Consider the following 24839-nt stretch of genomic DNA (forward strand, 5'->3'; position numbering starts at 1 on the left):
AATTATTTACGCGATTTTAAAGTTGATTCAATGGACTCGATTTGAGTCTGCATATGATCTATTTGTTTCACTAATTTGGTCAATGGCACATCTGCTAATTGTCTCAAGCGAACAACCGTACGTTTCCAATGATTAGTTTCAAACTGTCCAGTTCCAGAAGAATATGAACCTGCCTCAGAAATATTTTTTGAGACCATTGACATTCCAGTAACTGTTACATTATCTGCAATAGTAATGTGTCCTACAATACCTACACCACCCGCAAGCACACAGTTTTTGCCAATTATTGTACTTCCTGCAATCCCACTTTTTGCAGCAATCGCAGTATGGGCACCAATATGAACGTTATGCGCGATTTGCACAAGGTTATCAATAATTACACCATCTTCAAGAATTGTGTCATTTAAGGCACCACGGTCAACACTGCAATTTGAACCAATACGCACATCATTTCCAATACGCACCGAGCCAAGTTGTGCAATTCGGTTCCATTTTCCCTGATAAGGTGCAAAGCCAAATCCCTCACCACCAATCACTGTATTCGCATGAATACGAACTCGATCTGCAAGCTTAGAATAGCCTGTGATGGTTACATGCGAATCAATAAAACAATGCCGACCAATCTCAACACCATCATCAATTTTGACATGTGACTGAATAATAGAATTCTCGCCCACTACACAGTTTTCACCAATCACCACATAGTGACCAATATAAGCTGTATCTGAGACAATCGCAGATGGATCGATTTGCGCTGTACTTTCAATGCCACGTTTTAATACTTTAGCTTCAAAAGCATGGGTTAAAATAGCAAAAGCTAAATAGGGATTCTGTACCACAATAAAATTATGATGTTGATCTGATAACTGATCTTTGAGTGCTGCAGTTACGATTAAAGCACCAGCTTTTGAAGCTTTTGCTTCCGCTAAATATTTATCGCCATTCACAAAAGAAATTTGATCAGATTGAGCTTGCTCTAAACTCGCCAAGCTCGTTAGAACAAGATTTGATTGACCTATTGGCTCACCTTGAACAAGTTGAGCCAATTCATCAAGTTGAAAACGTGTAGAGATCATTGATTATTTGATTGCATTAACCTTTTGAATCATTTTAGCAGTTAAATCATATTTTGGGTCAAATGCAATTGCGGAATTCTTGTTCAAAACAAAGTCTAAACTGTTTTCTTGACGTAATTGTTCAGCAGCTTGCTTCACACGCGTTTCAAAAACGGTATTCGTCCCTTGAATTGTCGATTGAACTTTAGTTTGCACACCTTGTTGAATCGTTTGAAATTCAGTTACTTTCGCTTGATACTGTGTATTAATTTGCTGAACATTTGCACCTTGCACTTGAGCTTTTTGTTTTAACGCTTCAATTTCTTTAGTAATTTGCTCAAGTTTTGCAGTTTGTGGTTTTACAGATTGCTCCAAACTTGCATTTTGTTGTTTTAAGTAAGTACTACTTTCAACCACTTTTTCCAAGTCTACCACTCCATAACCTGCGGCATGAGCAAAACCAGTAAGACTCAAACTTAATCCTAAAAGTGCATAAGTCATTTTTTTCATATTATTTCCTTTTATCGTATTAAAAGATTAGATGATCGTACTTAGAAAGTACGACCAATTTCAAATTGAATTTCCTTGGTTTGATCACCTGGTTTGTCATTCAATGGGAATGCATAACTCAATGATAACGGCCCAATCATGGTAATCCAAGTAAAGCCAACGCCCACGCTATAGCGTAAATTACCTAAATCAAACTTATTATTATCTTGGCAGTATTGTTTCGCATCAATCGGTGTTGTTGAACCATCAAGGTATAAACTTCCATGAGGAATATTACACTGAGTATCAAAAACTTGTGCACCTTCCGCAAAAATCACTGGACGAACTTGGCGTGCCCAATCCCCTTTAAATGGAACAGGCAATGCTAATTCAGTACCAAATTGCACCAAAGCATTCCCACCGACTTCTTCAGGGTTATAATCTTTAGTTTTACGTTCATTATACGTTACACCCGGATATTTTGGCCCAAGCGTACTATTGTCATAGCCACGTACCGAACCATAACCACCAGCATAGAAGTTTTTATAGAATGGTAAATCATTACCATAACCTAACTTACCATAACCACGTAACACAAAATCTTTACCTAAAGGTAAAAATGCTTGCGTATCAAACGTTAGTTTTTGATATTCAACATCGCTTCCTGGCAATGCAATTTCTGCATTAACACGATGTGACATACCAGTGGTTGGGAATATTGGACGGTTTAAAGTATTGTACGACCAACCTAAATTTAAGTTATACGTTAAGAACTCGCCTTCGAATTTATTTCCGTATTCAATTTCAGGTTTTGAACAAGGCTCATACCCTGTAATGTTGCCTTTATCATCTTTAATTGGCACAAGGTCAACAGGACAATATTTTTCAGAACCTGTTTGTTTACCACCATTTGCCAACAAATAATCTCGCACATACGTCGAAACATAAGGACCTGTGGTGACTTTAGTTTTGTCAACATTCAGACCTGCACTAATATTTTGGTTTTCATCAATTGGATAACCAAAAGTCAGACCGCCACCCAAACTGTCCGTCACATAGTTATTGACGTTATAGTCATTATTTAATTTAGTTTTACGATAATACATATTGTAACCACGACTTACACCATCAATCGTGAAATATGGATCAGTAACACTTAAGTTATAATAATCTTGAGTTTCAGAACGTGATAAATCAATAGAAACTCGATTCCCAGTTCCCAAAAAGTTGGTTTGGCTTAAACCTGCTTGGAATGTAATACCACCACTTTGCGAATAACCCACCGCCAAGGTACTGGTCCCTGAATGTTGCTCTTCAACCTCAATATTTAAATCGACTTGATCTGGCGAATTGGGAACACGAGCAGGTTTTACATTAACTTTACTGAAAAAACCAGTTCGCTCTAAACGAACTTTGGATAAATCAATTTTTTCATTACTCGCCAATGCACCTTCCATTTGGCGCATTTCACGACGTAGCACTTCATCCGCAGTTTTACTATTACCTGTAAAATTAATCCGTCGAACTGTAACTTGCTGACCTGGATTAATATAATAATTCAAATCAACAGTACGTGTTTCATTATTGATTTCAGGAACAACATTCACTTCTGAATAGTAATAGCCCGCATTACCATATTTACGCAATAATAATTGTTTAACCGCATTCACTTTTTCTTGTGAATACGTTTCACCATCTTTATAAATTTGAAGCGCTTTTAATTCATCTGGCTTATATAATGCATCACCTAGGAATTTAGATTCACCAAACTTAAATTGCTCACCTTCATGTACTGACACTTCAATAAAGATGTTCTTTTTATCTTCACTAATATTGAGGTTTGAGCTGTTAATATCAAAATTGATATAACCTTTATTCAAATAAAGTGCACGTAAAGCTTCTAAGCTTGCAGCCATTTTTTCACGTGCATAACGATCATTACGTGAAATAACCGACAACCAACCGCTCTCTTTTACCGCAAAGACTTGTTTAATTTCATCATCTTTAAAAACAGTATTACCAATCACATTGATATCAAATACTTTCGCAGGCTTACCTTCGTTAAAGTTAATATCTAAATCTACGCGGTTATTAGGGCGTGCAACAGTCTCAACCTTAATACTTGAGTCATAGCGACCTTGCTGTGCATATTGCTGCTCAAGCTCAGTTTCTAAGATTTGAAGGGATGATTTCTTTAAAACTTCACCTTCAGCTAAACCCATTTTTTTCAAGCCTTCTTCCAAGGCTTCTTTAGGAATTAGCTTATTTCCCTTAAAATTAATTTTAGAAATGACAGGACGTTCAATCACCGTAAAAACTAAAACATCATTTTCTTTTGATGCTTTAATATCATCAAATAGATTAGAGGCATACAGCGCACGTATCGCTTCTGCAATCGCAGGATCATTAACACGATCACCACTATTGATTGGCAACATGCCAAGCACATTACTCTGCGCCAAACGAACTAAACCATCTACACGTATATCACGTGCGATAAACTCGTCTGCCGCATATACTTGTTGTACTGCTGCCATCGCACTAACGAGCGCCAATGGCATAAATAAATGTGAGTGCTGCATGCCTATTATTTTCCAGTCAGTTAATTTCTACGATCACGCTATAAACGCATAAAATCATTAAATATTGCAAGGAACATCATACTTCCGAGCAGTAGCATACCAATTTTCAAGCCAACCATTTGTATTTGTTCAGAAACAGGTTTACCACGAATTGCTTCAACAATGTAATACACCAGATGCCCACCATCCAACATAGGAATAGGAAGCAAATTTAAAATCCCTAAACTCACACTCATAAGTGCCATAAATGAGATATAAGTTTGCCACCCCATTTCAGCACTTTGTCCAGCAACTTTCGCAATCGTGATCGGCCCAGATAAATTATCTAAACCAATTAATCCACGAACCATTTTTACCATAGAACTCAAAATCATACCCGAAAGTTGACCTGTTTTTTCTACAGCAACCACCAATGCTTCAGCAGGATTATATTGAATTGTTTGTTTATATTCAGCAGGAATATTTATTTTAGATGTCTGTGCTTGAACACCTAACATCCCTGTGACATTGCCCATACTATCACGCTTACCTTGTGGCATCACTTGCAGGTGTAGCATTTGACCATTACGTAATACATCAATATTCAACAATTTTTCAGGTGATTTTTGTACCACATCAACTACATCAAACCAATCCTTCATTTTGACTTGATTAATAGCAATAATTTCATCGCCTTGCTTCATACCTTGACGAATTGCAGCACCATCATCACTCATCTTATATACTAATGCTGGAATATATGGACGATAAGGTACAAAGCCCAAGATATCTAGAGGTGATTGACTTTGATCTTTAAGAAAGTTTTGGATAGGAAGATCAAATGTTTTCAGCTGACCTTGATGTTCTGCTTGAATTTGAATTTTCCCAGTTTCGCCAACACGATTGACCAGTGCATAATTTAACTTTTCCCAAGTCGGCGTATCAGTTCCATCCACACGAACAATTTTATCACCAGCTTGCATCTGAACAGTTGCCGCAGGTGTATTGGGTAAAATTTTACCAATACGTGTATTCAATTGCTCTTGTGATGGAAGAAATAAAATCCAAAACAAAACAACAGCAAAAATCAAATTAATCAAAGGCCCCGCCGCAACAATTGCAAAACGTTTCCATACAGACTGACGATTAAACGCATAAGGCAAATCTTCTGCGCTAACATTACCTTCGCGCTCATCCAACATTTTCACATAACCACCCAGTGGTAATGCTGAAAGTTGGTATTGAATTCCCGATTTTTTAGATGTCCATTTAAATAATGTTGGGCCAAAACCAATCGAATAAACTAAAACTTTAACACCCAATTTACGTGCAACCCAATAATGCCCAAACTCATGTATTGCAATAAGTGGACCTAATAGGAAAATCGCAGCAACAATGATAAATAACACATTCATGATCAGCTTTCCAATTGGGTAATACGCTGTGAGGCAACAGCTCTTGCATATTGATCGATATGTAAAATCGCTTCAATCGAATCTGCGGAAGCATTCTGAACTTGATTTAGTGTATGCTCAACAACTTGTGCAATTTGTAAAAATGTAATGTGCTGCTGTAAAAATGCTGCAACTGCAACTTCATTGGCTGCATTTAAAATCGCAGGTGCCAATCCATTGGCTTGCATCGCTTCACGGGCCAACCTTAAAGCTGGAAAACGAATTAAATCAGGTGCTTGAAAATCAAGTTGCGAATGCATAAATAAATCTAATGGTGGTACATGTGTTTGAATACGTGTAGGCCATGCCAATGCATGTGCAATCGGCGTACACATATCAGGATTACCCATTTGAGCCAAAGTCGAACCATCCACATATTGAACCATTGAGTGAATAATACTTTGTGGATGCACCACCACTGTAACAAAATGTTCTTTAATTGAAAATAAATGACACGCTTCGATTAACTCCAATCCTTTATTCATTAAAGTTGCGGAGTCGACCGAAATTTTTTGCCCCATCGACCAGTTTGGATGTTTACAAGCTTGTGAAGGAGTCACTTTCGCAAGCTGCTCTAAACTGTGATTTAAGAATGGGCCACCTGATGCGGTCAGTAAAATTTGCTTGACACCAAGTGTAGGCTCACCATTTTTTTCTATTTGTAAATAATTTTGCGGTAAACATTGAAAAATTGCATTATGCTCAGAATCTACTGGTAACAATAAAGCATGATGATCTTTTGCCGCTTGCATCATGATATCACCCGACATCACCAATGCTTCTTTATTGGCCAACAAGACACGCTTACCTGCTTTTACGGCAGCGAGTGTGGGTAGTAAGCCCGCAGCACCCACAATGGCAGCCATAACGATATCAACATCGGCATGTTCAGCAATCGAAATTAATCCCGCTTCATCAGTTAAAATTTCAATATCGTGCAAATGATAAGCTTGAAGCCTTTGTTGTAATTCATCAACTTGACTGGATGGAACAACAACGACTTTTGGTCGATATTGTTTGCATATTTCACCCAGCTCGTAAATTCGGCTATACGCTGTAATTGCAAAAACTGAGTATTCCTCAGGATGTTGCTCTAAAATTTTTAACGCACTTTGACCAATAGAACCGGTAACACCCAATATACAAACAGATTGTGACATCTACAAATCTACACCAATAAGTTTTAAGACATACATTCCCGCTGCAAAAAATGGGGCTGCAGCAAGCAATGAATCAATTCGATCCAATACTCCGCCATGTCCTGGCAAAATACGACCTGAATCCTTAATGCCCGCACGACGCTTAATCATGGATTCAAATAAATCACCCAACACTGAACTAAACACAGTCACAATAGATAGGATTAGGAAAAGAATATGTTGTGCAAAGGTTAAATGTAAATAAATGGACTGAACGACAATAATGACGATTGCCACGGTCATGATGCCACCAGCCAAACCTTCAATTGATTTATTTGGACTAACATTTGGTGCTAATTTACGCTTACCAAACTTACGCCCAACAAAGTAAGCCCCACTATCTGCCCCCCATACTAGCAGGAACAAATACATTAACCACCACGGTGAGCTATCCCAGACTTCAAAAATTGCAGTCACCGCAGCACTGATTAAGACAATACCAATCAGACTTAATGAAGTATTATACCAACCATCATATTCAGGATACGCTTTGACCCAATAAATACTGAATATCCACGTGAGAATAGATGCACTCCATAACAGAAGTGCTAAATCGCTAAAATATAAAGCGCAACCAGAAAGTAAAGCGGTAACGAGCCCAAAACAGCTCGCTTTTATTTTATTCACATGATCCGCACGATGTGGCATGAGTTTAAACCACTCATAACCCGCAACCCCAGCAGCGATAATCATAAGTACTAACATTGGGTATTGTGAGGTTGTCGCAAACATACAGCTCAACACAACCGCCACTAACACCAATGCGGTAATTATCCGCTCTAACATTATTATTTCTCTATATGCTCTTGTTGAATTTGCTCAGAGGTTTTACCAAAACGTCTTTCACGTCCTGAGAAAACATTAAAAGCATGATCAAGTTCGGTGACGGTAAACTCAGGCCATAGGGTCTGGGTAAAATATAATTCCGCATAAGCCGCTTGCCAAAGCAAAAAGTTTGATAAGCGATAATCACCACCAGTACGAATCAATAAATCGACTGGTGCTAAATCACCTAGACTAATATGCTGACCAAATAAATCAGCATCAATTTGATTCACATCTAACTGTTGATCTTTCACTTTTTGTGCAAGAATTTGTGCTGTATGTGCAATATCCCACATGCCACCATAACTGATCGCAATGGTTAAAGTCATATCAGTAAACTTAGCAGTCTTGTGTTCAGCATACAACATTAAAGCCTGAAGTTCAGATGAAAGTCGACTACGATCACCAATGAACCGCAATGCAATTTCAAATTCTTCCATACGTGGAATTTGCTCATGAATTGTTTCTTCTAACAATTTCATAAGCAATTCAACTTCAAACTGCGGTCGATTCCAGTTTTCACTGGAAAAAGCGAATACAGTTAAAGCTTCAACCCCAACTTTACGGCAATGTTCAACAATCGGGTCAAGGACATACTTGCCTTCACGATGCCCAGCACCTTTTTCAAGCTGTTTCTTTTTCGCAAAACGATTGTTGCCATCCATAATGATGGCAACATGTTTTGGAAGAAGATATTCTTCTGATGTGGTCATTAAACTTTAGACCTTCATCAACTCAGCTTCTTTTGCAGCAAGACGTTTATCAATCTCAGCTACATATTTATCCGTGATTTTTTGGATATCATCTGCTGCACGACGATCATCATCTTCAGAAATTTCTTTATCTTTCAACAATGATTTAATATCACCCAACACATCACGACGAATATTACGAACCGCAACTTTTGCATTTTCAGCTTCTGCACGTGCTACTTTTTGCATATCACGACGAGTTTCTTCTGTAAGTGCAGGCATTGGTACACGAATCGTATCTGAAGTAATCGGGTTTAAGCCCAAACCAGCTTCACGAATCGCTTTATCAATAGTAGACGTCATGGTGCGTTCAAATGGTTGTACTACCAAGGTACGAGAGTCCTCAAGACCCACGTTTGCTACTTGGTTTAATGGCACATCAGAACCATAGTAAGGAACCATCACACCATTTAAAATTGATGGATTTGCACGGCCGGTACGAACTTTTGCAAAACCTTGCTCCATAGAGTCAAGGCTTTTTTGCATACGTTCTTCACTATCTTTTTTAAGATCGTTAATCATATGATCTTCCTTACTTATTTATTTAAAGCTAAACTTAAAGTTCAGTAGTATAAAGAGCTTTCGAGTCCACGTACATTAGTTTGTAACGTGAGTCCCTTCTTTTTCACCCATTACCACTGAAAGCAATGCACCCGATTTATTCATATCGAATACTTGTAACGGCACATTATGATCACGACACAAACAAATTGCGGTTAAATCCATGACACCGAGTTTCTCATCTAAAATTTGATCAAAACTTAAAACATCATATTTAACAGCATCATCGTATTTACTTGGATCTTTATTATAAACCCCATCTACTTTGGTCGCTTTCAAAATTAAATGTGCTTCAATTTCAATACCACGTAAACATGCTGCAGTATCCGTCGTAAAGAATGGATTCCCTGTACCCGCCACAAATACACACACTTCACCTTGGGTAAGATGACGAATAGCATCGCGACTCGAATATGACTCCACCACAGTACCTATCGGCAAAGCTGACATTAAGCGTGTTTTAATGTTACGACGTACTAAAGCATCACGTAACGCCAAACCATTCATAACGGTTGCCAACATGCCCATTTGGTCACCTGTTACACGACCAACCAAACCATCTTTCTGTAACTGGCTGCCACGATATAAGTTACCACCGCCAACAACAATACCGACTTGCACACCCAAACCAACCAAATGTGCAATAGACAAGGACATTTGATCAAGCACTTGTGCATCAATACCCATGTCTTTATTTCCAGCAAGTGCCTCGCCAGAAAGTTTCAGTAAGATGCGTGAATAACGCGGCTTTTTCGAATCTAACATCGTGAAAACTCCAAAACTCTAATATCTAAATTTTTATAGGCATATTTAGTACAAATGATAAGCAAGTTATACTGATTTAATTTTGATCAATTTCGCATATAAATCATATTCATCTGCATCAGTGATTTCAACTTCAAGTAAATCACCCGCCTTAATCATGGTTTTATCAATATCTTCAACAAAAACATTACCATCAATTTCAGGTGCATCGGCATAAGAACGTGCGATTGCAACTGGAAACTCTTCATCAAGATCATCTACCAATACCGTCATTGTTTGACCAATGCGTTTTTGTAGTTTTGCAGCTGAAATCGCTTGTTGAACTTCCATAAAACGTTCATAACGCTGTTGCTTAATTTCTTCAGCTACGTGATCTGGAAGATCATTGGCTGTTGCACCCTCAACAGGTGAATAGGTAAAACAGCCCACACGATCTAGTTGCGCTTCTTGCAACCAATCTAATAGCATCACAAAATCTTCTTCTGTTTCACCCGGAAAACCAACAACAAAAGTCGAACGAATCACTAAATCTGGACATTTTTCACGCCATAATTTTAAGCGTTCTAATGTATTTTCACTATGAGCTGGTCGCTTCATCAATTTTAAGATGCGCGGACTGGCATGTTGAAAAGGAATATCTAAATAAGGTAGGATTTTACCTTGTGCCATTAAATCAATTACTGCATCCACATGTGGATATGGATAAACATAATGTAAACGCACCCATACGCCAAGCTTACCTAAAGCTTCACACATATCGTAAAACTTAGTCTTAACGGGTTGGCCATTCCAAAAATCGAGTTTGTATTTAGTATCCAAACCATAAGCCGACGTATCTTGCGAAATCACCAAGACTTCTTTCACGCCTGCATTTTTCAATGCTTGTGCTTCACTTAATACTGAACCAACTGGACGTGAAACTAAATCACCACGCATACTTGGGATAATGCAGAATGTGCAACGGTGATTACAACCTTCTGATATTTTTAAATAGGCGTAATGTTTTGGTGTTAATCGAATTCCTTGCTCAGGAACAAGGTCAATAAAAGGATTGTGTTTCGGTGGTGCAGGCACATATTCATGCACTGCTTCCATCACATCCTGATAAGCCGCAGCACCCGTTACTTTTAAAACACTTGGGTGCATTTGACGAATTTTTTCTTCATCTTTGCCTAAACAACCCGTGACAATCACGCGGCCATTTGCGCTAATGGCTTCGCCAATTGCGTCTAAAGACTCTTGTACTGCAGATTCAATAAAACCACAGGTATTAACCACAACTAAATCAGCACCATCATAATCCGATGCCACATCATAACCTTCAGTCTTCAACTGAGTTAAAATTCGTTCAGAATCTACCAATGCCTTAGGACAACCTAAAGATACAAAACCGACTTTGGGGGACTTCATTATTGAATCTGCGTTCTACTATATTCCGCGTATTGTATGACTTTTCTGAATATAAAAATAGTTGAAATCTAGCGACTTTGCGCAATGCACCAAAATACAACCATTTTTTTTCAAAATAACAATTATGCACCATTTTGATACACTAATATTCCAAATTGCTTTAACATGAATTTATCAACCTACCCTACAAGAACAAAAAAGTGCATTAAAAAAGCAACAGATATTAATTTTTCACAAATATGTAAAGTTGGCGTGCATTTTGCTTTATACCCATAAGGCTTAATGGGTTTAACTCCCCATAATCGGGAAAAAGACAAAAGATGCAAATGCCATTGCGCTATTTTAATACAGGAATTTTTGGCTAATGGATCAATACCCGACTATCGATTACCGACTTTTGGTAGATAATTTAACCACGGCTATCTTATTAGTCGACAGTAATTTAAATATTTTTTATCTCAACTCATCTTGTGAATCGCTTTTCGACATCAGCTTACTGCGCGCTTCAGGCCAACCCGTGATGAATATCCTACATGCACCGAATGATCACTTTAATACCCATGAAGCACTACTTAACACCTTAGCAACAGGTCAAGCCTATACGCGCCGAGAAGCAACTATCAATGTGAATTTTAAAGACAAACATGTTGACTACAGCGTATCCCAACTCAACACTGGACGACCTTATCATCCTCTATTGATGATAGAGATTAATCCGATTGATCGCATGCTGAAGATATCCAAAGAAGAAAATTTAATTCAGCAACATCAAGTCGCGCGCCAACTAATTCGTGGTGTAGCCCATGAAATTAAAAATCCACTTGGCGGAATTCGTGGAGCAACCCAACTTTTAGCTCGCAGTTTGAATGATCCTCAATATGCCGAATTCACCGACATTATTATTAGTGAGGTTGATCGACTCAGAAACCTTGCAGATACTCTTCTTGGTTCTCGACATTTACCTAGCTACGAAGCAGTCAATATTCATGAACCGCTCGAACGTGTGCGTGCACTCATTGCCAATCAGACAAAAAAGAAAATCAAGATTACCCGTGACTATGACTTATCACTACCTGAAGTAAAAGCCGATCGCGACCAACTCATTCAAATCATGCTCAATATTAGTGTCAATGCAATTCAAGCCATGACTGAAAATAGAGAATTCTTTGTTGATCACCAACCTGAGCTCATTTTACGCACCCGGATTCAACGGCTCGTCACCATCAATGGCATACTTAATAAATCAGCCATTCGAATTGATATTGAAGACAACGGACCCGGCGTGCCTGAAGAAATTTTAGAGTCAGTATTTTACCCTTTAGTGACTGGTCGTGCCAAAGGGACTGGGCTTGGGCTCAGCATTGCTCAAAATATTATGCATCAACATAACGGAATGATTGAATGCCAATCAGTTCCAGAAAAAACCGTATTTAGCTTATATTTACCTTGGGAGTCTAACCATGTCGCATAATAAAATCTGGGTGATTGATGACGACCGTGCTATGCGTTGGGTCTTAGAAAAGACCTTTAAAGAAGAAGGCTTCGAGGTCACCAGTTTTGAAGAAGCACAATCTGCTTTAGATCAACTTCCGATTGAAGCACCCGATGTCATTCTTACCGATATTCGTATGCCTGGCATTGATGGCTTAACCTTTCTTGGTAAAGTGAAAGCCAATTATCCTGACTTACCCGTCATTATTATGACAGCTCATTCCGATTTAGAATCAGCAGTATCCAGCTACCAGACGGGCGCATTCGAATACCTTCCAAAACCTTTCGATATTGATGAAGCATTAGCTTTAGTTAATCGCGCCATTTTACATCTCAATAAATTGCAACAACAAGAATCAGCCAAAGCTATTCCAATCCAATCGACCGAAATTATTGGTGAATCTCCAGCAATGCAGGAAGTTTTTCGTGCCATTGGTCGCCTATCTCAATCGCACATTACCGTATTAATTAATGGTGAGTCTGGGACCGGAAAAGAATTGGTTGCTCATGCTTTACATCGCCACTCACCTCGTGGCAGCAAACCTTTTATTGCGCTAAACATGGCTGCAATCCCCAAAGACCTAATTGAAACTGAACTATTTGGCCATGAAAAAGGTGCTTTTACAGGTGCCAACACCCAACGCCAAGGTCGTTTCGAGCAAGCCAATGGCGGCACGTTGTTTTTGGATGAAATTGGCGATATGCCATTTGAAACACAGACACGCTTATTGCGAGTTTTGGCAGATGGTGAATTCTACCGCGTTGGGGGTCATATTCCAGTTCGTGTCGATGTCCGCATTGTTGCTGCGACCCATCAAGACTTGGAAAAATTAGTCCAAGATGGTCGTTTCCGTGAAGATTTATATCACCGCCTCAATGTCATTCGCATTCACATTCCAAAACTTGCACATCGCAGCGAAGATATTCCTATGCTCGCACAGCATTTTTTAGCGCGTGCAGGCAAAGAGTTAGCCGTCAGTCCAAAAATTTTACGTCCCGAGACTCAAGAATACATCCAACAACTACCTTGGCCAGGTAACGTTCGTCAGTTAGAAAATACCTGTCGCTGGTTAACCGTGATGATTACAGGCCGTGAAGTTTATCCTGAAGATTTACCTTCAGAACTTAGACAAATTCCACTACAAAGAAATGGCGAACACAACCCAATCCCAGCAGGCATTGACCGTATTGCACCGCATCACTGGGATGAATTATTAGGGCAATGGGTAATACAAAAGCTTAAAAATGGTGAAATGAAAATTCTGGATATCGCCACCCCTATGTTTGAGCGCACATTAATTATTGCTGCACTACAACAAACTCGAGGCCGTAAACGCCACGCAGCTGAACTATTAGGCTGGGGACGCAATACATTAACCCGCAAACTCAAAGAACTGGGTATGGATACCACCGAGGAAGAAGAAGAGGAAGAAATCAAAACTTCTGTTACAGAATAAATAATTCCACTGTATTAAAAAACCGCTTTATTCTTTCAATAAGGCGGTTTTTTTAATAGTCACAATTATATTAACGATGGGTATAAATTGACATCACTATACCAAAAGCAGCCAATTGAGCAATGACTGCCGTCCCCCCATAACTCATCAAAGGTAAAGGATCACCTGTGACTGGAAGTATGCCACTGACCATTCCTGAGTTAACAAATACATAAAAAAATAGAGACAGACCGATAGTGCCTGCCAATAAACGTCCATAATTATGAAAACAATTTAGACTAATCATTAGACATCGAAAGATAGTGGCTGCATACAAACAAAATAAGAAAAACACACCAACAAATCCAAACTCTTCAGCATACGTCGACATAATAAAATCAGTATGATGTTCAGGCAGATAACCAAGCTGAGACTGTGTCCCCTGCAAAAAACCTTTCCCCGTCATACCACCTGAGCCAATCGCAATCTTAGACTGAATAATATTCCAACCCGCACCCAGAGCATCGGACTCAGGATCAAATAAAGTCAGAATTCGCTTTTTTTGATAAGCTTGTAAAACGAATGACCAAATCAATGGAAAAACAACTGCCAAAGCCGCCATCGCCCCAACAATCAATTTCCACGACATTCCACTCAGAAATAGCGCAAACACCCCACCAATGACAATCCCAATGGCTAAATCTGGCTGAAGCAATGCCAAAACAAAAGGGACAAACATGATTAATAAAGCTACAAGAATATGAGTCAATTTTGGCGGAAGCGGATTACGCGAAAAATACCACGCCATCATCAGTGGCATTGAAAATTTCATAAATTCACTAGGCTGCATACTTCCAATACCCGGTATCGTTAGCCAACGCTTTGCACCCAGCCGGGTATCACCCACAAATAAAACTAATATCAGTAACAAAACCGCCAAAATGTAAAAATAAGGACTAATTGCTTGATAGACTTTAGGCGGGATTTGCGCACAAATGAATAAAAGTACAAATCCAACACCAAAGCTAATGGCTTGTCGTAATACCATCGTAACATCTTGTGATGATGCACTGTAGACGATCATTAAACCTAAAATCGAATTTAAGATTAGAAAGCATAACAGCCAAGGATCTAAATGTAATCGATCCCACCGCGAAGATTGTTCTTTAAAGCTACGACCATCACGTAAAGAGCGGCGTAAAAAGCGGTACTGTTGCGCGGGTATCATCAATAAAATCTTTAGGCTTTAAAATTAGAAGTAGAATTATAAATTAAGAACACGGAATGAGAAGATATCTCAAATGAAAAAACTCACTTTTTATCAAATATTTTTACTTAATTTTGCGAACTAATAATTAATTTAGCCAATTCCAAATCATCAGGATAGGTAATTTTAATATTATCCGAACGACCTTGTACAACTTTAACTACTTCACCAACATATTCTAGTGCACTCGCCTCATCTGTAATGACAACATCGTTCGCTAAGGCCTGCTCTATTGCCATCTTAAGTATTGCTAATGTTGAAATTTGTGGCGTTTGCGCCTGCCATAATTGTTCACGACTCACAGTCCGCTCAATAATAGAGTTTTTTTGTGTAAATTTTAAAGTATCTCGAACGGGTATCGCCAATATAGCGCTACAATTTTCCAAAATAGCAGTTTGGACTAACTTTTCTAAACATTGTGCTGTCACACATGGACGTGCGGCATCATGTACAAAAACATAATCATCAGCTTCAGCAATGCTCGATAGATAGTTTAAAGCATTGAGAACTGAATCAACTCGCTCTTTTCCCCCAAGGCAGAAATACGCTTTATTCTTATTCTTAAAATTCAGGCTTTTCGCAATATTATCTTGAGCACCAATGGCCAGTACATAACCAGCCAATGGCAAAACATTTAAACGTTGAATGGTATGTTCAAGCACAGTTTGATCTTGAATTTTTTGATATTGTTTTAATTCAGTTTCAGAAAAACGATTCCCTGAACCTGCTGCAGGAATAATAGCCCATAACTTACGGCTGTTCAGGTACAGAGTCTGCGTTAAGCTCATTGGTTCTTAAATCTACACTTGCATTAGGATCAATATAAATTGGTTTGTAGTGGGTACTAATGGTACTCATCTGTACAAATGTTTCACGTGGCTTGATCAGACCGAGGTCTAAACGCGCATGCTCTTCAATGGCTTCAGCACCATTTTTAAGATCATACACTTCAGCAGCCAATATTCGATTACGTTCTTTCAATTCATCATTCACTTCAGTTTGTTGCTGAATTTGCTGAATTAAAGCTTGATGAGGGACGTAGCCGCCCTCACCGTACCAAAAGCGATATTGAAGTACTGCGACAATCAATATCGTCAGTACCAATATCACTTTACTTGAAGTTGTTTTAAATACTTCTAACATTTACTGATCATTCAACGATTAATTTAAACCCTTGAATTCAGCTTTACCGCGATAAGCTGCATGAGTCAACTCTTCAATACGAAGTAATTGGTTATATTTTGCAACACGGTCAGAACGGCACAATGAACCTGTTTTAATTTGACCTGCTGCCGTACCTACTGCAAGATCTGCAATAGTAGAATCTTCAGTTTCACCAGAACGGTGTGAAATTACAGTAGAGTAACCATTAGCTTTTGCTAGATAGATTGCATCTAAAGTTTCAGTCAACGTACCAATTTGGTTATATTTGATTAAAATTGAGTTCCCAACTTTTTCATCAATACCACGTTGTAAAATTTTAGGATTTGTAACGAATAAATCATCACCAACCAATTGAATTTTATCACCAAGAATTGACGTTAAATAGCTCCAACCTTCCCAATCAGACTCATCTAAACCATCTTCAATTGAGATAATTGGATATTGTTTAACAAGACCGGCTAAATAGTCAGAAAATTGATTGCTTGAGAATGCTTTATTGCCTTCGCCTGCAAGAATGTATTGACCATTTTTATAGAATTCTGAAGATGCACAATCAAGTGCAAGCATGATGTCAGAACCTGCTTTATAGCCAGTTTGAGCAATCGCCTCAAGAATTACAGTAATTGCCTCTTCGTTTGAACGAAGGTTTGGTGCAAAACCACCTTCATCACCCACTGCAGTATTTAAACCTTTCTTATTTAAAACCGACTTTAAAGAATGGAAGATTTCAGCGCCTGCACGTAAAGCTTCAGAAAACGATGTAAAACCAACAGGTTCAATCATAAACTCCTGAATATCAACATTATTATCTGCATGCGAACCACCATTGATGATGTTCATCATTGGTACAGGCATCGTTAAAATAGTTTGACCACGAAGATCTGCAATATGTTGAAACAAAGGAATTTTCTTTTCATCTGCTGCCGCACGTGCAGCAGCTAAAGAAACTGCCAGCGTTGCATTTGCGCCTAATTTTTCTTTGTTTTCAGTGCCGTCAAGATCAATCATCTTTTGGTCAATTTCTTTTTGTTCGAATACCGAAGTACCCACCAAAAGATCACGAATCAGTGTGTTAACGTTGTTAACAGCTGTACGAACGCCCTTACCTAAGTAACGGGCTTTATCGCCGTCACGAAGTTCTAAAGCTTCACGAGAACCAGTTGAAGCACCAGATGGTGCACATGCACGGCCTACAACGCCAGAGGCTAAGATTACATCAGCTTCGATGGTAGGGTTACCACGAGAGTCCAAGATTTCACGTGCACGAATGTCAACGATTTGACTCATGAACAATTCCTCAGTTAATTAATAATGAGATGCTTTTGATAGCATCAATGTGTATCTAATTTTTCGAAACCTTTGACCAAGGTATCCAATTCTTTCAGCTGCGCCAAAAATGGCTCTAGCTGTGACAGACGTAAAGCACATGGGCCATCACACTTTGCTTTTTCAGGATCTGGATGTGCTTCTAAAAACAAACCTGCCAAACCTGTTGCCATACCCGCACGTGCGAGTGTAGTAATTTGTGCACGACGACCACCAGCAGAATCTTCACGACCTCCTGGTGTTTGCAAAGCATGTGTGACATCAAAGAATACTGGCACCTTCATTTCTTTCATGCTGTCAAAGCCAAGCATATCAACCACTAGGTTGTTATAGCCAAATGCTGAACCACGCTCACACAAAATAAGTTTGTCATTTCCAGCTTCTAAGCATTTATTTAGAATATGACGCATTTCGTGTGGTGCGAGAAATTGAGCTTTCTTGATATTGATGATGGCATTGGTTTTTGCCATTGCTTCAACAAGATCTGTTTGGCGGCTTAAAAATGCAGGAAGTTGAATAATATCTGCAACTTGAGCAACAGCTTCAGCTTGATAAGGCTCATGTACATCAGTAATGATTGGCACATTAAAATGTTTTTTAATGTCTGCCAACCACTCCAATCCTTTTTCCATACCTGGACCACGGAATGAAAATAAACTTGAGCGATTAGCTTTATCAAAACTAGCTTTGAATACATAGGGAATATCTAGACGCTTACAGATATCTACATACGTTTCTGCAATCTCAAAAGCAAGGTCTTTAGACTCGAGTACGTTCATGCCGCCGAATAGTACAAATGGCAAATGATTTGCCATTTGTATATCGCCTAAACGTACAATTTCCTGTGGTTTTAATTGTGACATTTAAACTTCCTAGTTTATTTGCTCAAACCTTATTTGCCTTTTTGATGCTGAGTTTTAGCTGCATCAATGAATGCTGCAAATAATGGATGTCCATCACGTGGTGAGCTGGTAAATTCTGGATGGAATTGTACCGCAATAAACCAAGGATGATTAGGAATTTCTACAGTTTCTACAAGGTGTTGTACTGCAGAATAACCTGAAATCCTCATACCCGCTGCTTCAATCGCAGGAATGAAACGATCATTCATTTCATAACGGTGACGATGACGTTCGGTAATTTCAGCTTTTGCATAAACTTCACGTGTTTTCGTGCCTTCAACCAACTCTGATTTTTGTGCACCTAAACGCATAGTTCCACCAAGATCAGACTCAACACTACGCTGTTGAACTTCACCACGTTCATCTAACCACTCAGTAATTAGACCAATCAATGGATATTTGGTTGAACGGTTAAACTCTGTAGAACTAGCTTCAGGCATACCTGCAACATGACGTGCATATTCAATTACAGCAAGCTGCATACCCAAACAAATTCCAAGGAATGGAACACCGTTTTCACGAGCGAAACGAATCGCTTGCATTTTACCTTCAGTACCACGTTCACCAAAACCACCAGGTACCAAAATCGCATCAGCATCTTTTAATACTTCAGCAACATCTTGGCTTTCCAGCTCTTCCGCATTGACATAGTCAATTTGAACTTTAACGCGGTTTTGGATACCAGCATGCAACAATGCTTCATTTACAGATTTATACGCATCTGGAAGTTCAACATATTTACCGACCATCGCAACGCGTACGGTGTATTCAGGATTCAGTAATGCTTCTACTACTTGATCCCAATCGGAAAGATCAGCTTCAGGTAAATTATCATAACCAAAACGTTCACAAATTAAATCATCAACATTTTGTTCATAGAACGTACGTGGAATTTGGTAAATTGAACGCGCATCTTTACAGACTACAACTGCACGTGCTTGTACGTTAGTAAATAGCGCAATTTTACGTGTGGTATCCGCATCTACATCATATTCTGTACGGCAAATTAAGATGTCTGGTTGAATACCAATCGATAATAATTCTTTTACAGAATGCTGAGTTGGCTTAGTTTTAAGCTCCGCAGCAGATTTAATATATGGTAGAAGCGTTAAATGCATAAGCATGGTACGGTTATGTCCAAGCTCAACCATAAGTTGACGTACGGCTTCCATGAATGGGAGAGATTCAATGTCACCGACTGTCCCACCAATTTCTACGATGGCAACGTCATAGCCTTCGCCTGCACGAAGAACACGTTCTTTAATATTGTCCGTAATATGGGGAATAACTTGTACTGTACCACCAAGATAATCACCACGACGTTCATTATTTAAAACGTCTTGGTAAACTCGGCCTGATGTAAAGTTATTCAATTTGGTCATTTTCGCACGACGTAAGAAACGTTCGTAATAACCCAAATCCAAATCAGTTTCAGCACCATCCTCTGTGACAAAAACCTCACCATGTTGGAACGGACTCATTGTTCCTGGATCTACATTAATGTATGGATCCATTTTTACCATGGTTACTTTTAATCCACGGGCTTCTAAAAGTGCAGCCACAGAAGCAGCTGAAATACCTTTACCTAGTGATGAAACTACACCACCAGTAACGAAAATAAAATGGGTCATTGGGTTTCTCGTACAATCGAGCCTAAATAGGCCTGCAATGTTGTGCAATTTTACTTTACTCTGTACCTAGAAAGCAAAGTCAATCCGCATCAATTCATAGAACAATAAGCAATTGGCTATTCTATCAGCATTTCCAATAGAAATTTAGCTTATGTTGAGATGATTTTTATCTATGGATTTGCTGTTATACTAGTCCCACCTCTTTGTTATGTTTTGTTTTGAGCAATTATGAATAAGAAACTTTTAATTTGTGGTGCAATTGCCACAGCTTTATTGGTTACCGCATGTGTAAAAAAAGAAGCGCCGAAGGAAGAACAACAGGAACAAGCTGCCTCGACAGCGCAGCAACAACCTGCTCAATTTGAAAGTTTAGAAAGCACTGCAACGTCAAGTATTCCTGCGACTGTACCCGAATCATCGCATGTTGCTATTGAACATCAAGAAAGTAATAACACATCAGTAACGATTCGTCGTGAAGTTCAACCTGTTGACGTTACAATACCTGCTGAACCGACAAAAGTAGAAGAACAAAAAACTACCGAAACCAAACCAGCTAAAGCAGAGTCAGTAAAAACTGAAACTCAACCAACTGCAACAGCTAAACCAAAGCCAAACACTGCACAATCTGAAGATGATGCAGTCGCTGCAGCTATTGCAGCTGCAACACCCGCATTAAAAAACTAATGTTTTAGATATTCAATGGATAAAAAAACCAGTCAAATGACTGGTTTTTTTATCCATTGAATACTAATACTGCTTTAAAAAATCTGCGATTAAACGTGAAGCCCACGATTTGCTCCGCAAACCTTCATAAAACCCACAATGACTGCCTCGCTTGGTCGTGACAACCACAATATTTTTCATCTGTTGAATTAGAGGCTTATAAGGTTCTAAATTTTTAATTGAACAGACAGGGTCATCTTCCGCATTTAAAATCATTAGGGGAATGGTTATATTTTCAAATACATAAACTGGATTTATAGCCTGATTATAACTGGCATAATCCTGAAACCCTGCCATTTCAAAATATTCACATTGGAACTGTTGCAATGTTTTAGTCGTTAAAACATTCTTCACCGAACTAATATTCTGCCACGTACTTTCATAAGGGTGAATAAAAGCTTTAAACAGTTTTTGGGTCATAATTTTGGTATAAAAAGGATGTACATTATTAAAACCAACTTCTGTGTCGTAACCAGGGCACATCGCAAATGATGCTTTAAAAGGCGTTCGTTCTCCTTCTTCCCCCAGATATCTCACCAGCAGTCCAGTTCCAGCGGATGATCCTACGGCATATAAAGCAGAATTGGGAAATTCACTTTGAATACAAGCAATCTGTTCTCTCAAATCATCCGTAAAACCAAAAAGTGATACCCTAGGCACTGGCATAGGCAAACCCGCATGACCACGGCGCAAACATAGCGCAATGCGCCAACCCGTATGTTCATATAGGTCTTTAACCAACTCACGCATACTTTCAGGTGTTCCTGTAATAGTATGCATAACAACAATCGTTGGTGTATCTTGAGGTAAATTATAACCATACCATGCAATTGCGGTGATACCACCATCTTGCATGGTCAATTGCTCAATATGGTCATAGTCGAGTTGAACACTTTTTTTCTTAATCACATCAAAATAAAGCAAATGGATATGCCGATTACTCAACCATGGTGTCGGTCGATATTTTTGCTTGAGTTGTGGCATTTTATCAATAACGTCTTTCAGCTGTCCTTGCTGATCAAAATAAAGTTTTGGATTTTCTGCACCAGTTATGTGATCTAAAACAGATTGTACAAACTGGCTGACTTTATAAATAACGGACATTTTACTCTCTTAAACGTATACATATTTAAATAAATAACAAATCCTGATCCAATATGCCTTGAGGAGTCGCTTACTATTTAAGTAAAGATAAAGTATTTTCTTACTCAGAGTAAACTAAATTTTAATACTTAATATTTTGGTGAAATAAGTAAAAATCTAGATAGTCAACCTTATCAGGTGTCACTCACATAAAGGCAGCCATTCGTTCTCCCATTTGCTCCCCAAGTGCCTGCAAACCACTCAAAGAACGAATCATCACCTCAAATTCAACAATTTTTCCTTGTTCATTAAAACGAATCATATCAATCCCCTTTAATTGCTTTTCACCAATATTTGCTGAAAACTCCAGTACTACACTTTGTTGATCTTCTGTATAAAACTCACGATGATAGGTGAAGTCTTCAAAGACTTGTATCACATTAGTTAAAATAAAAAAGACTACTTGTTTACCAATATAAGGCTTAAAAGCAACTGGGGAACGAAATACCACATCCTCTACCAGAAGTTCATTTAAAATACTCATATCCTGCGTATTTAACATTTCATGCCAATGCTGAATCGCGACTTTTGTTTGCGGATAACTCATGATCTTTCCTTATTTTAATTTTAGATATGTATACAAGTACTAGCTAGATTCTAAATCTAGCCAGTACAATTTTTCAAAATTATATTTTTGCTGCTAATTCCGCACCTTGACGAATGGCACGTTTTGCATCCAACTCGCCGGCTTCTTTTGCACCACCAATTAGATGAACACTTTTTCCATCAGCCTTAAGTTGATCAAACATTGCGGTGTATGACTCTTGCCCTGCACAAATTACGACATTATCTACATCTAAAATCATAGTCTTATCTGCAACTGTAATATGTAGACCTTGATCATCAATCTTGTCATAACTAGCACCTGCAATCATATTGACATGACGATGTTTCAAACCAGTACGATGAATCCAACCAGTGGTTTTCCCCAATCCACCACCTACAGATGAACGCTTACGTTGCAATAAATAAATTTCTCGTGGAGATTGCTCAACTTTTGGCTGTTTTAGACCACCGACGTGTTCATAAGAAGTATCGATACCCCACTCATCATAGAATTTTTCTGGATTTAGGCTACCGCTTTCACCTTCATGCGATAAAAATTCCGCTGTATCAAAACCAATACCACCCGCCCCAATAATCGCAACTTTTTTACCAACAGGTTTACGCTCACGCAACACTTCGATATACGACAATACTTTTGGATGATCAATACCGTCTATATCCAGCTGACGTGGTGTTACCCCAGTCGCAACCACAATTTCATCAAAATGAGCAGCGCTAAGTTGTTCATAGCTTGCTGTATGATTCAAGACCAATTTAATATTCGACTGTAATTCAATTTTACGCTTAAAATAACGCAGTGTTTCAGAGAACTCTTCTTTTCCAGGTACACCCTTTGCAATATTAAACTGACCACCGATTTGATTCGCAGCTTCATAAATGGTGACTTGATGACCCCGTTCTGCCGCATAAGTTGCAAAACTTAAACCTGCAGGGCCTGCACCAATCAATGCAATATTTTTAGCAAGAGTTGCTTCTTTAAAAATAAGTTCGGTTTCATAACAAGCACGTGGATTGACTAAACATGAAGCAATTTGCATACTAAAAATTTGATCTAAACACGCCTGATTACAACCGATACAAGTATTAATTTCATCACTACGTCCTTGCTCAGCTTTAAGAACAAACTCTGCATCCGCTAACATTGGACGAGCCATTGACACCATATCAGCATCACCCGAAGCTAAAACATGCTCTGCCATTTCAGGGGTATTAATACGATTTGAGGTCACTAACGGTACTTTAACTGTGCCTTTTAATTTTTTAGTCACCCAAGTAAAGGCTGCACGCGGTACTTTTGTTGCAATCGTTGGAATACGTGCTTCATGCCAACCAATACCGGTATTAATAATTGTAGCCCCAGCCTTTTCAATTTCTTGTGCCAAATGAACAACTTCTTCCAAAGTTGAACCACCATCAACCAAGTCCAACATTGAAAGACGATAGATGATAATGAAGTTTTCACCGACTTCTGCACGAGTACGTTTTACAATTTCAATAGGTAAACGAATACGGTTTTCATAACTACCACCCCATTCATCATCACGATGATTAGTCCGTGCTGCAATAAATTCATTGATCAGATAACCTTCCGACCCCATAATTTCAACACCATCATAACCAGCGATTTGCGATAATTTTGCACAATTCACAAAGTCAGCAATCGTTTGCTGAACTTCAGCTGATGTTAATGCATGAGGTTTAGTTGGATTTATCGGTGCTTGAATTGCGGAAGGAGCAACATTTTCCATCTGATAAGAATAGCGTCCTGTATGTAAAATCTGCAATGCAATTTTACCACCCGCATCATGCACTGCTTGGGTAATCACTTTATGCTTTTCAGCTTCTTCTAAAGTGTCCAACTTCGAACCACCCGCAAAAGTCACCCCATGATCATTTGGTGAAATACCACCTGTCACAATTAAGCCCACACCGCCTGCAGCACGCTCTGCATAAAATGCAGCCATACGCTCAAAACCACCTTGTACTTCTTCGAGTCCAACGTGCATCGACCCCATCAAGACGCGATTTTTTAAAGTGGTAAAGCCTAGATCTAACGGCGCTAGTAAATGTGGATAATGAGACATGTTTGCTCCTTGGCTTGCAATGCGCTGGCTATTT

At 38.8% G+C, this 24839-nt stretch carries 22 protein-coding genes; 3 read left to right on the forward strand and 19 right to left on the reverse strand.

Annotated features, from left to right (window positions below; genetic code table 11):
- Positions 1-2: 2 nt before the first annotated feature.
- The 10 genes from lpxD to rimO all read right to left on the reverse strand — a co-directional run bounded on the left by lpxD (position 3) and on the right by rimO (position 11071).
- Positions 3-1076 carry a UDP-3-O-(3-hydroxymyristoyl)glucosamine N-acyltransferase gene (gene lpxD, locus B9T27_RS08165; RefSeq protein WP_086206351.1) on the reverse strand — a complete coding sequence of 358 codons (1074 nt, stop codon included), beginning with the start codon at positions 1074-1076 and terminating at the stop codon, positions 3-5.
- A 3-nt stretch (positions 1077-1079) separates the two neighbouring features.
- Positions 1080-1565, reverse strand: coding sequence for an OmpH family outer membrane protein (locus tag B9T27_RS08170; RefSeq protein ID WP_086206352.1), 486 nt, complete (start codon positions 1563-1565; stop codon positions 1080-1082).
- A 41-nt stretch (positions 1566-1606) separates the two neighbouring features.
- Positions 1607-4126: an outer membrane protein assembly factor BamA gene (gene bamA, locus B9T27_RS08175; protein WP_086206353.1), complete on the reverse strand. Its 2520-nt coding sequence runs from the start codon at positions 4124-4126 to the stop codon at positions 1607-1609.
- A gap of 38 nt (positions 4127-4164) precedes the next feature.
- Complete coding sequence (gene rseP, locus B9T27_RS08180) at positions 4165-5520, reverse strand: RIP metalloprotease RseP (RefSeq protein WP_086206354.1); 1356 nt, start codon at positions 5518-5520, stop codon at positions 4165-4167.
- 2 nt (positions 5521-5522) lie between these two features.
- Complete coding sequence (gene ispC / locus B9T27_RS08185; protein ID WP_086206355.1) at positions 5523-6719, reverse strand: 1-deoxy-D-xylulose-5-phosphate reductoisomerase; 1197 nt, start codon at positions 6717-6719, stop codon at positions 5523-5525.
- A complete protein-coding gene (locus tag B9T27_RS08190) occupies positions 6720-7544 on the reverse strand; it encodes a phosphatidate cytidylyltransferase (protein ID WP_086206356.1) in 825 nt (274 codons plus the stop codon).
- Positions 7545-7546: 2 nt separating this feature from the next.
- Positions 7547-8296 (reverse strand): polyprenyl diphosphate synthase, encoded by a 750-nt coding sequence (gene uppS, locus B9T27_RS08195; protein ID WP_086206357.1) that lies wholly within the window; start codon positions 8294-8296, stop codon positions 7547-7549.
- A gap of 6 nt (positions 8297-8302) precedes the next feature.
- Positions 8303-8857: a ribosome recycling factor gene (gene frr, locus B9T27_RS08200; protein ID WP_086206358.1), complete on the reverse strand. Its 555-nt coding sequence runs from the start codon at positions 8855-8857 to the stop codon at positions 8303-8305.
- A gap of 75 nt (positions 8858-8932) precedes the next feature.
- Positions 8933-9661, reverse strand: coding sequence for a UMP kinase (gene pyrH / locus B9T27_RS08205; protein WP_086206359.1), 729 nt, complete (start codon positions 9659-9661; stop codon positions 8933-8935).
- A gap of 66 nt (positions 9662-9727) precedes the next feature.
- Positions 9728-11071 (reverse strand): 30S ribosomal protein S12 methylthiotransferase RimO, encoded by a 1344-nt coding sequence (gene rimO / locus B9T27_RS08210; RefSeq protein WP_086206360.1) that lies wholly within the window; start codon positions 11069-11071, stop codon positions 9728-9730.
- A 364-nt stretch (positions 11072-11435) separates the two neighbouring features.
- Here rimO and glnL point away from each other — a divergent pair, with 364 nt between their 5' ends.
- Entirely contained in the window at positions 11436-12542 is a 1107-nt protein-coding gene (gene glnL / locus B9T27_RS08215) for a nitrogen regulation protein NR(II) (RefSeq protein WP_086206361.1), read from the forward strand.
- Positions 12532-14019: a nitrogen regulation protein NR(I) gene (gene glnG, locus B9T27_RS08220; RefSeq protein WP_086206362.1), complete on the forward strand. Its 1488-nt coding sequence runs from the start codon at positions 12532-12534 to the stop codon at positions 14017-14019. Before glnL ends, glnG begins: the two co-directional genes overlap by 11 nt.
- A gap of 70 nt (positions 14020-14089) precedes the next feature.
- On the opposite strand, the gene rodA is transcribed toward glnG, so the two are convergent.
- The 6 genes from rodA to B9T27_RS08250 all read right to left on the reverse strand — a co-directional run bounded on the left by rodA (position 14090) and on the right by B9T27_RS08250 (position 20288).
- Positions 14090-15226, reverse strand: a complete 1137-nt coding sequence (gene rodA / locus B9T27_RS08225; protein ID WP_086206363.1) for a rod shape-determining protein RodA — start codon at positions 15224-15226, stop codon at positions 14090-14092.
- Between the two features lie 107 nt (positions 15227-15333).
- Positions 15334-16053 (reverse strand): 2-C-methyl-D-erythritol 4-phosphate cytidylyltransferase, encoded by a 720-nt coding sequence (gene ispD, locus B9T27_RS08230; protein WP_086206364.1) that lies wholly within the window; start codon positions 16051-16053, stop codon positions 15334-15336.
- Positions 16016-16408, reverse strand: a complete 393-nt coding sequence (gene ftsB, locus B9T27_RS08235) for a cell division protein FtsB (protein WP_086206365.1) — start codon at positions 16406-16408, stop codon at positions 16016-16018. Before ftsB ends, ispD begins: the two co-directional genes overlap by 38 nt.
- Before the next feature lie 18 nt (positions 16409-16426).
- Positions 16427-17716: a phosphopyruvate hydratase gene (eno, locus tag B9T27_RS08240; protein ID WP_086206366.1), complete on the reverse strand. Its 1290-nt coding sequence runs from the start codon at positions 17714-17716 to the stop codon at positions 16427-16429.
- Positions 17717-17760: 44 nt separating this feature from the next.
- Entirely contained in the window at positions 17761-18618 is an 858-nt protein-coding gene (gene kdsA / locus B9T27_RS08245; protein ID WP_086206367.1) for a 3-deoxy-8-phosphooctulonate synthase, read from the reverse strand.
- A gap of 29 nt (positions 18619-18647) precedes the next feature.
- Positions 18648-20288, reverse strand: a complete 1641-nt coding sequence (locus B9T27_RS08250; protein WP_086206368.1) for a CTP synthase — start codon at positions 20286-20288, stop codon at positions 18648-18650.
- A gap of 228 nt (positions 20289-20516) precedes the next feature.
- On the opposite strand from B9T27_RS08250, the gene B9T27_RS08255 reads away from it, so the two are divergent.
- On the forward strand, positions 20517-20972 hold the full coding sequence (locus tag B9T27_RS08255) for a hypothetical protein (RefSeq protein WP_086206369.1): 456 nt from the start codon (positions 20517-20519) through the stop codon (positions 20970-20972).
- Positions 20973-21035: 63 nt separating this feature from the next.
- Here the strand turns inward: B9T27_RS08255 and B9T27_RS08260 are convergent, their stop codons facing one another.
- The 3 genes from B9T27_RS08260 to B9T27_RS08270 all read right to left on the reverse strand — a co-directional run bounded on the left by B9T27_RS08260 (position 21036) and on the right by B9T27_RS08270 (position 24805).
- Positions 21036-22115: a YheT family hydrolase gene (locus B9T27_RS08260; RefSeq protein ID WP_086206370.1), complete on the reverse strand. Its 1080-nt coding sequence runs from the start codon at positions 22113-22115 to the stop codon at positions 21036-21038.
- 184 nt (positions 22116-22299) lie between these two features.
- Positions 22300-22701: a nuclear transport factor 2 family protein gene (locus tag B9T27_RS08265; protein WP_086206371.1), complete on the reverse strand. Its 402-nt coding sequence runs from the start codon at positions 22699-22701 to the stop codon at positions 22300-22302.
- Positions 22702-22780: 79 nt separating this feature from the next.
- Positions 22781-24805 (reverse strand): NADPH-dependent 2,4-dienoyl-CoA reductase, encoded by a 2025-nt coding sequence (locus B9T27_RS08270; RefSeq protein WP_086206372.1) that lies wholly within the window; start codon positions 24803-24805, stop codon positions 22781-22783.
- Positions 24806-24839 lie beyond the last annotated feature (34 nt).

Source organism: Acinetobacter sp. ANC 4648, from assembly GCF_002135345.1.
Taxonomy (GTDB): domain Bacteria; phylum Pseudomonadota; class Gammaproteobacteria; order Pseudomonadales; family Moraxellaceae; genus Acinetobacter.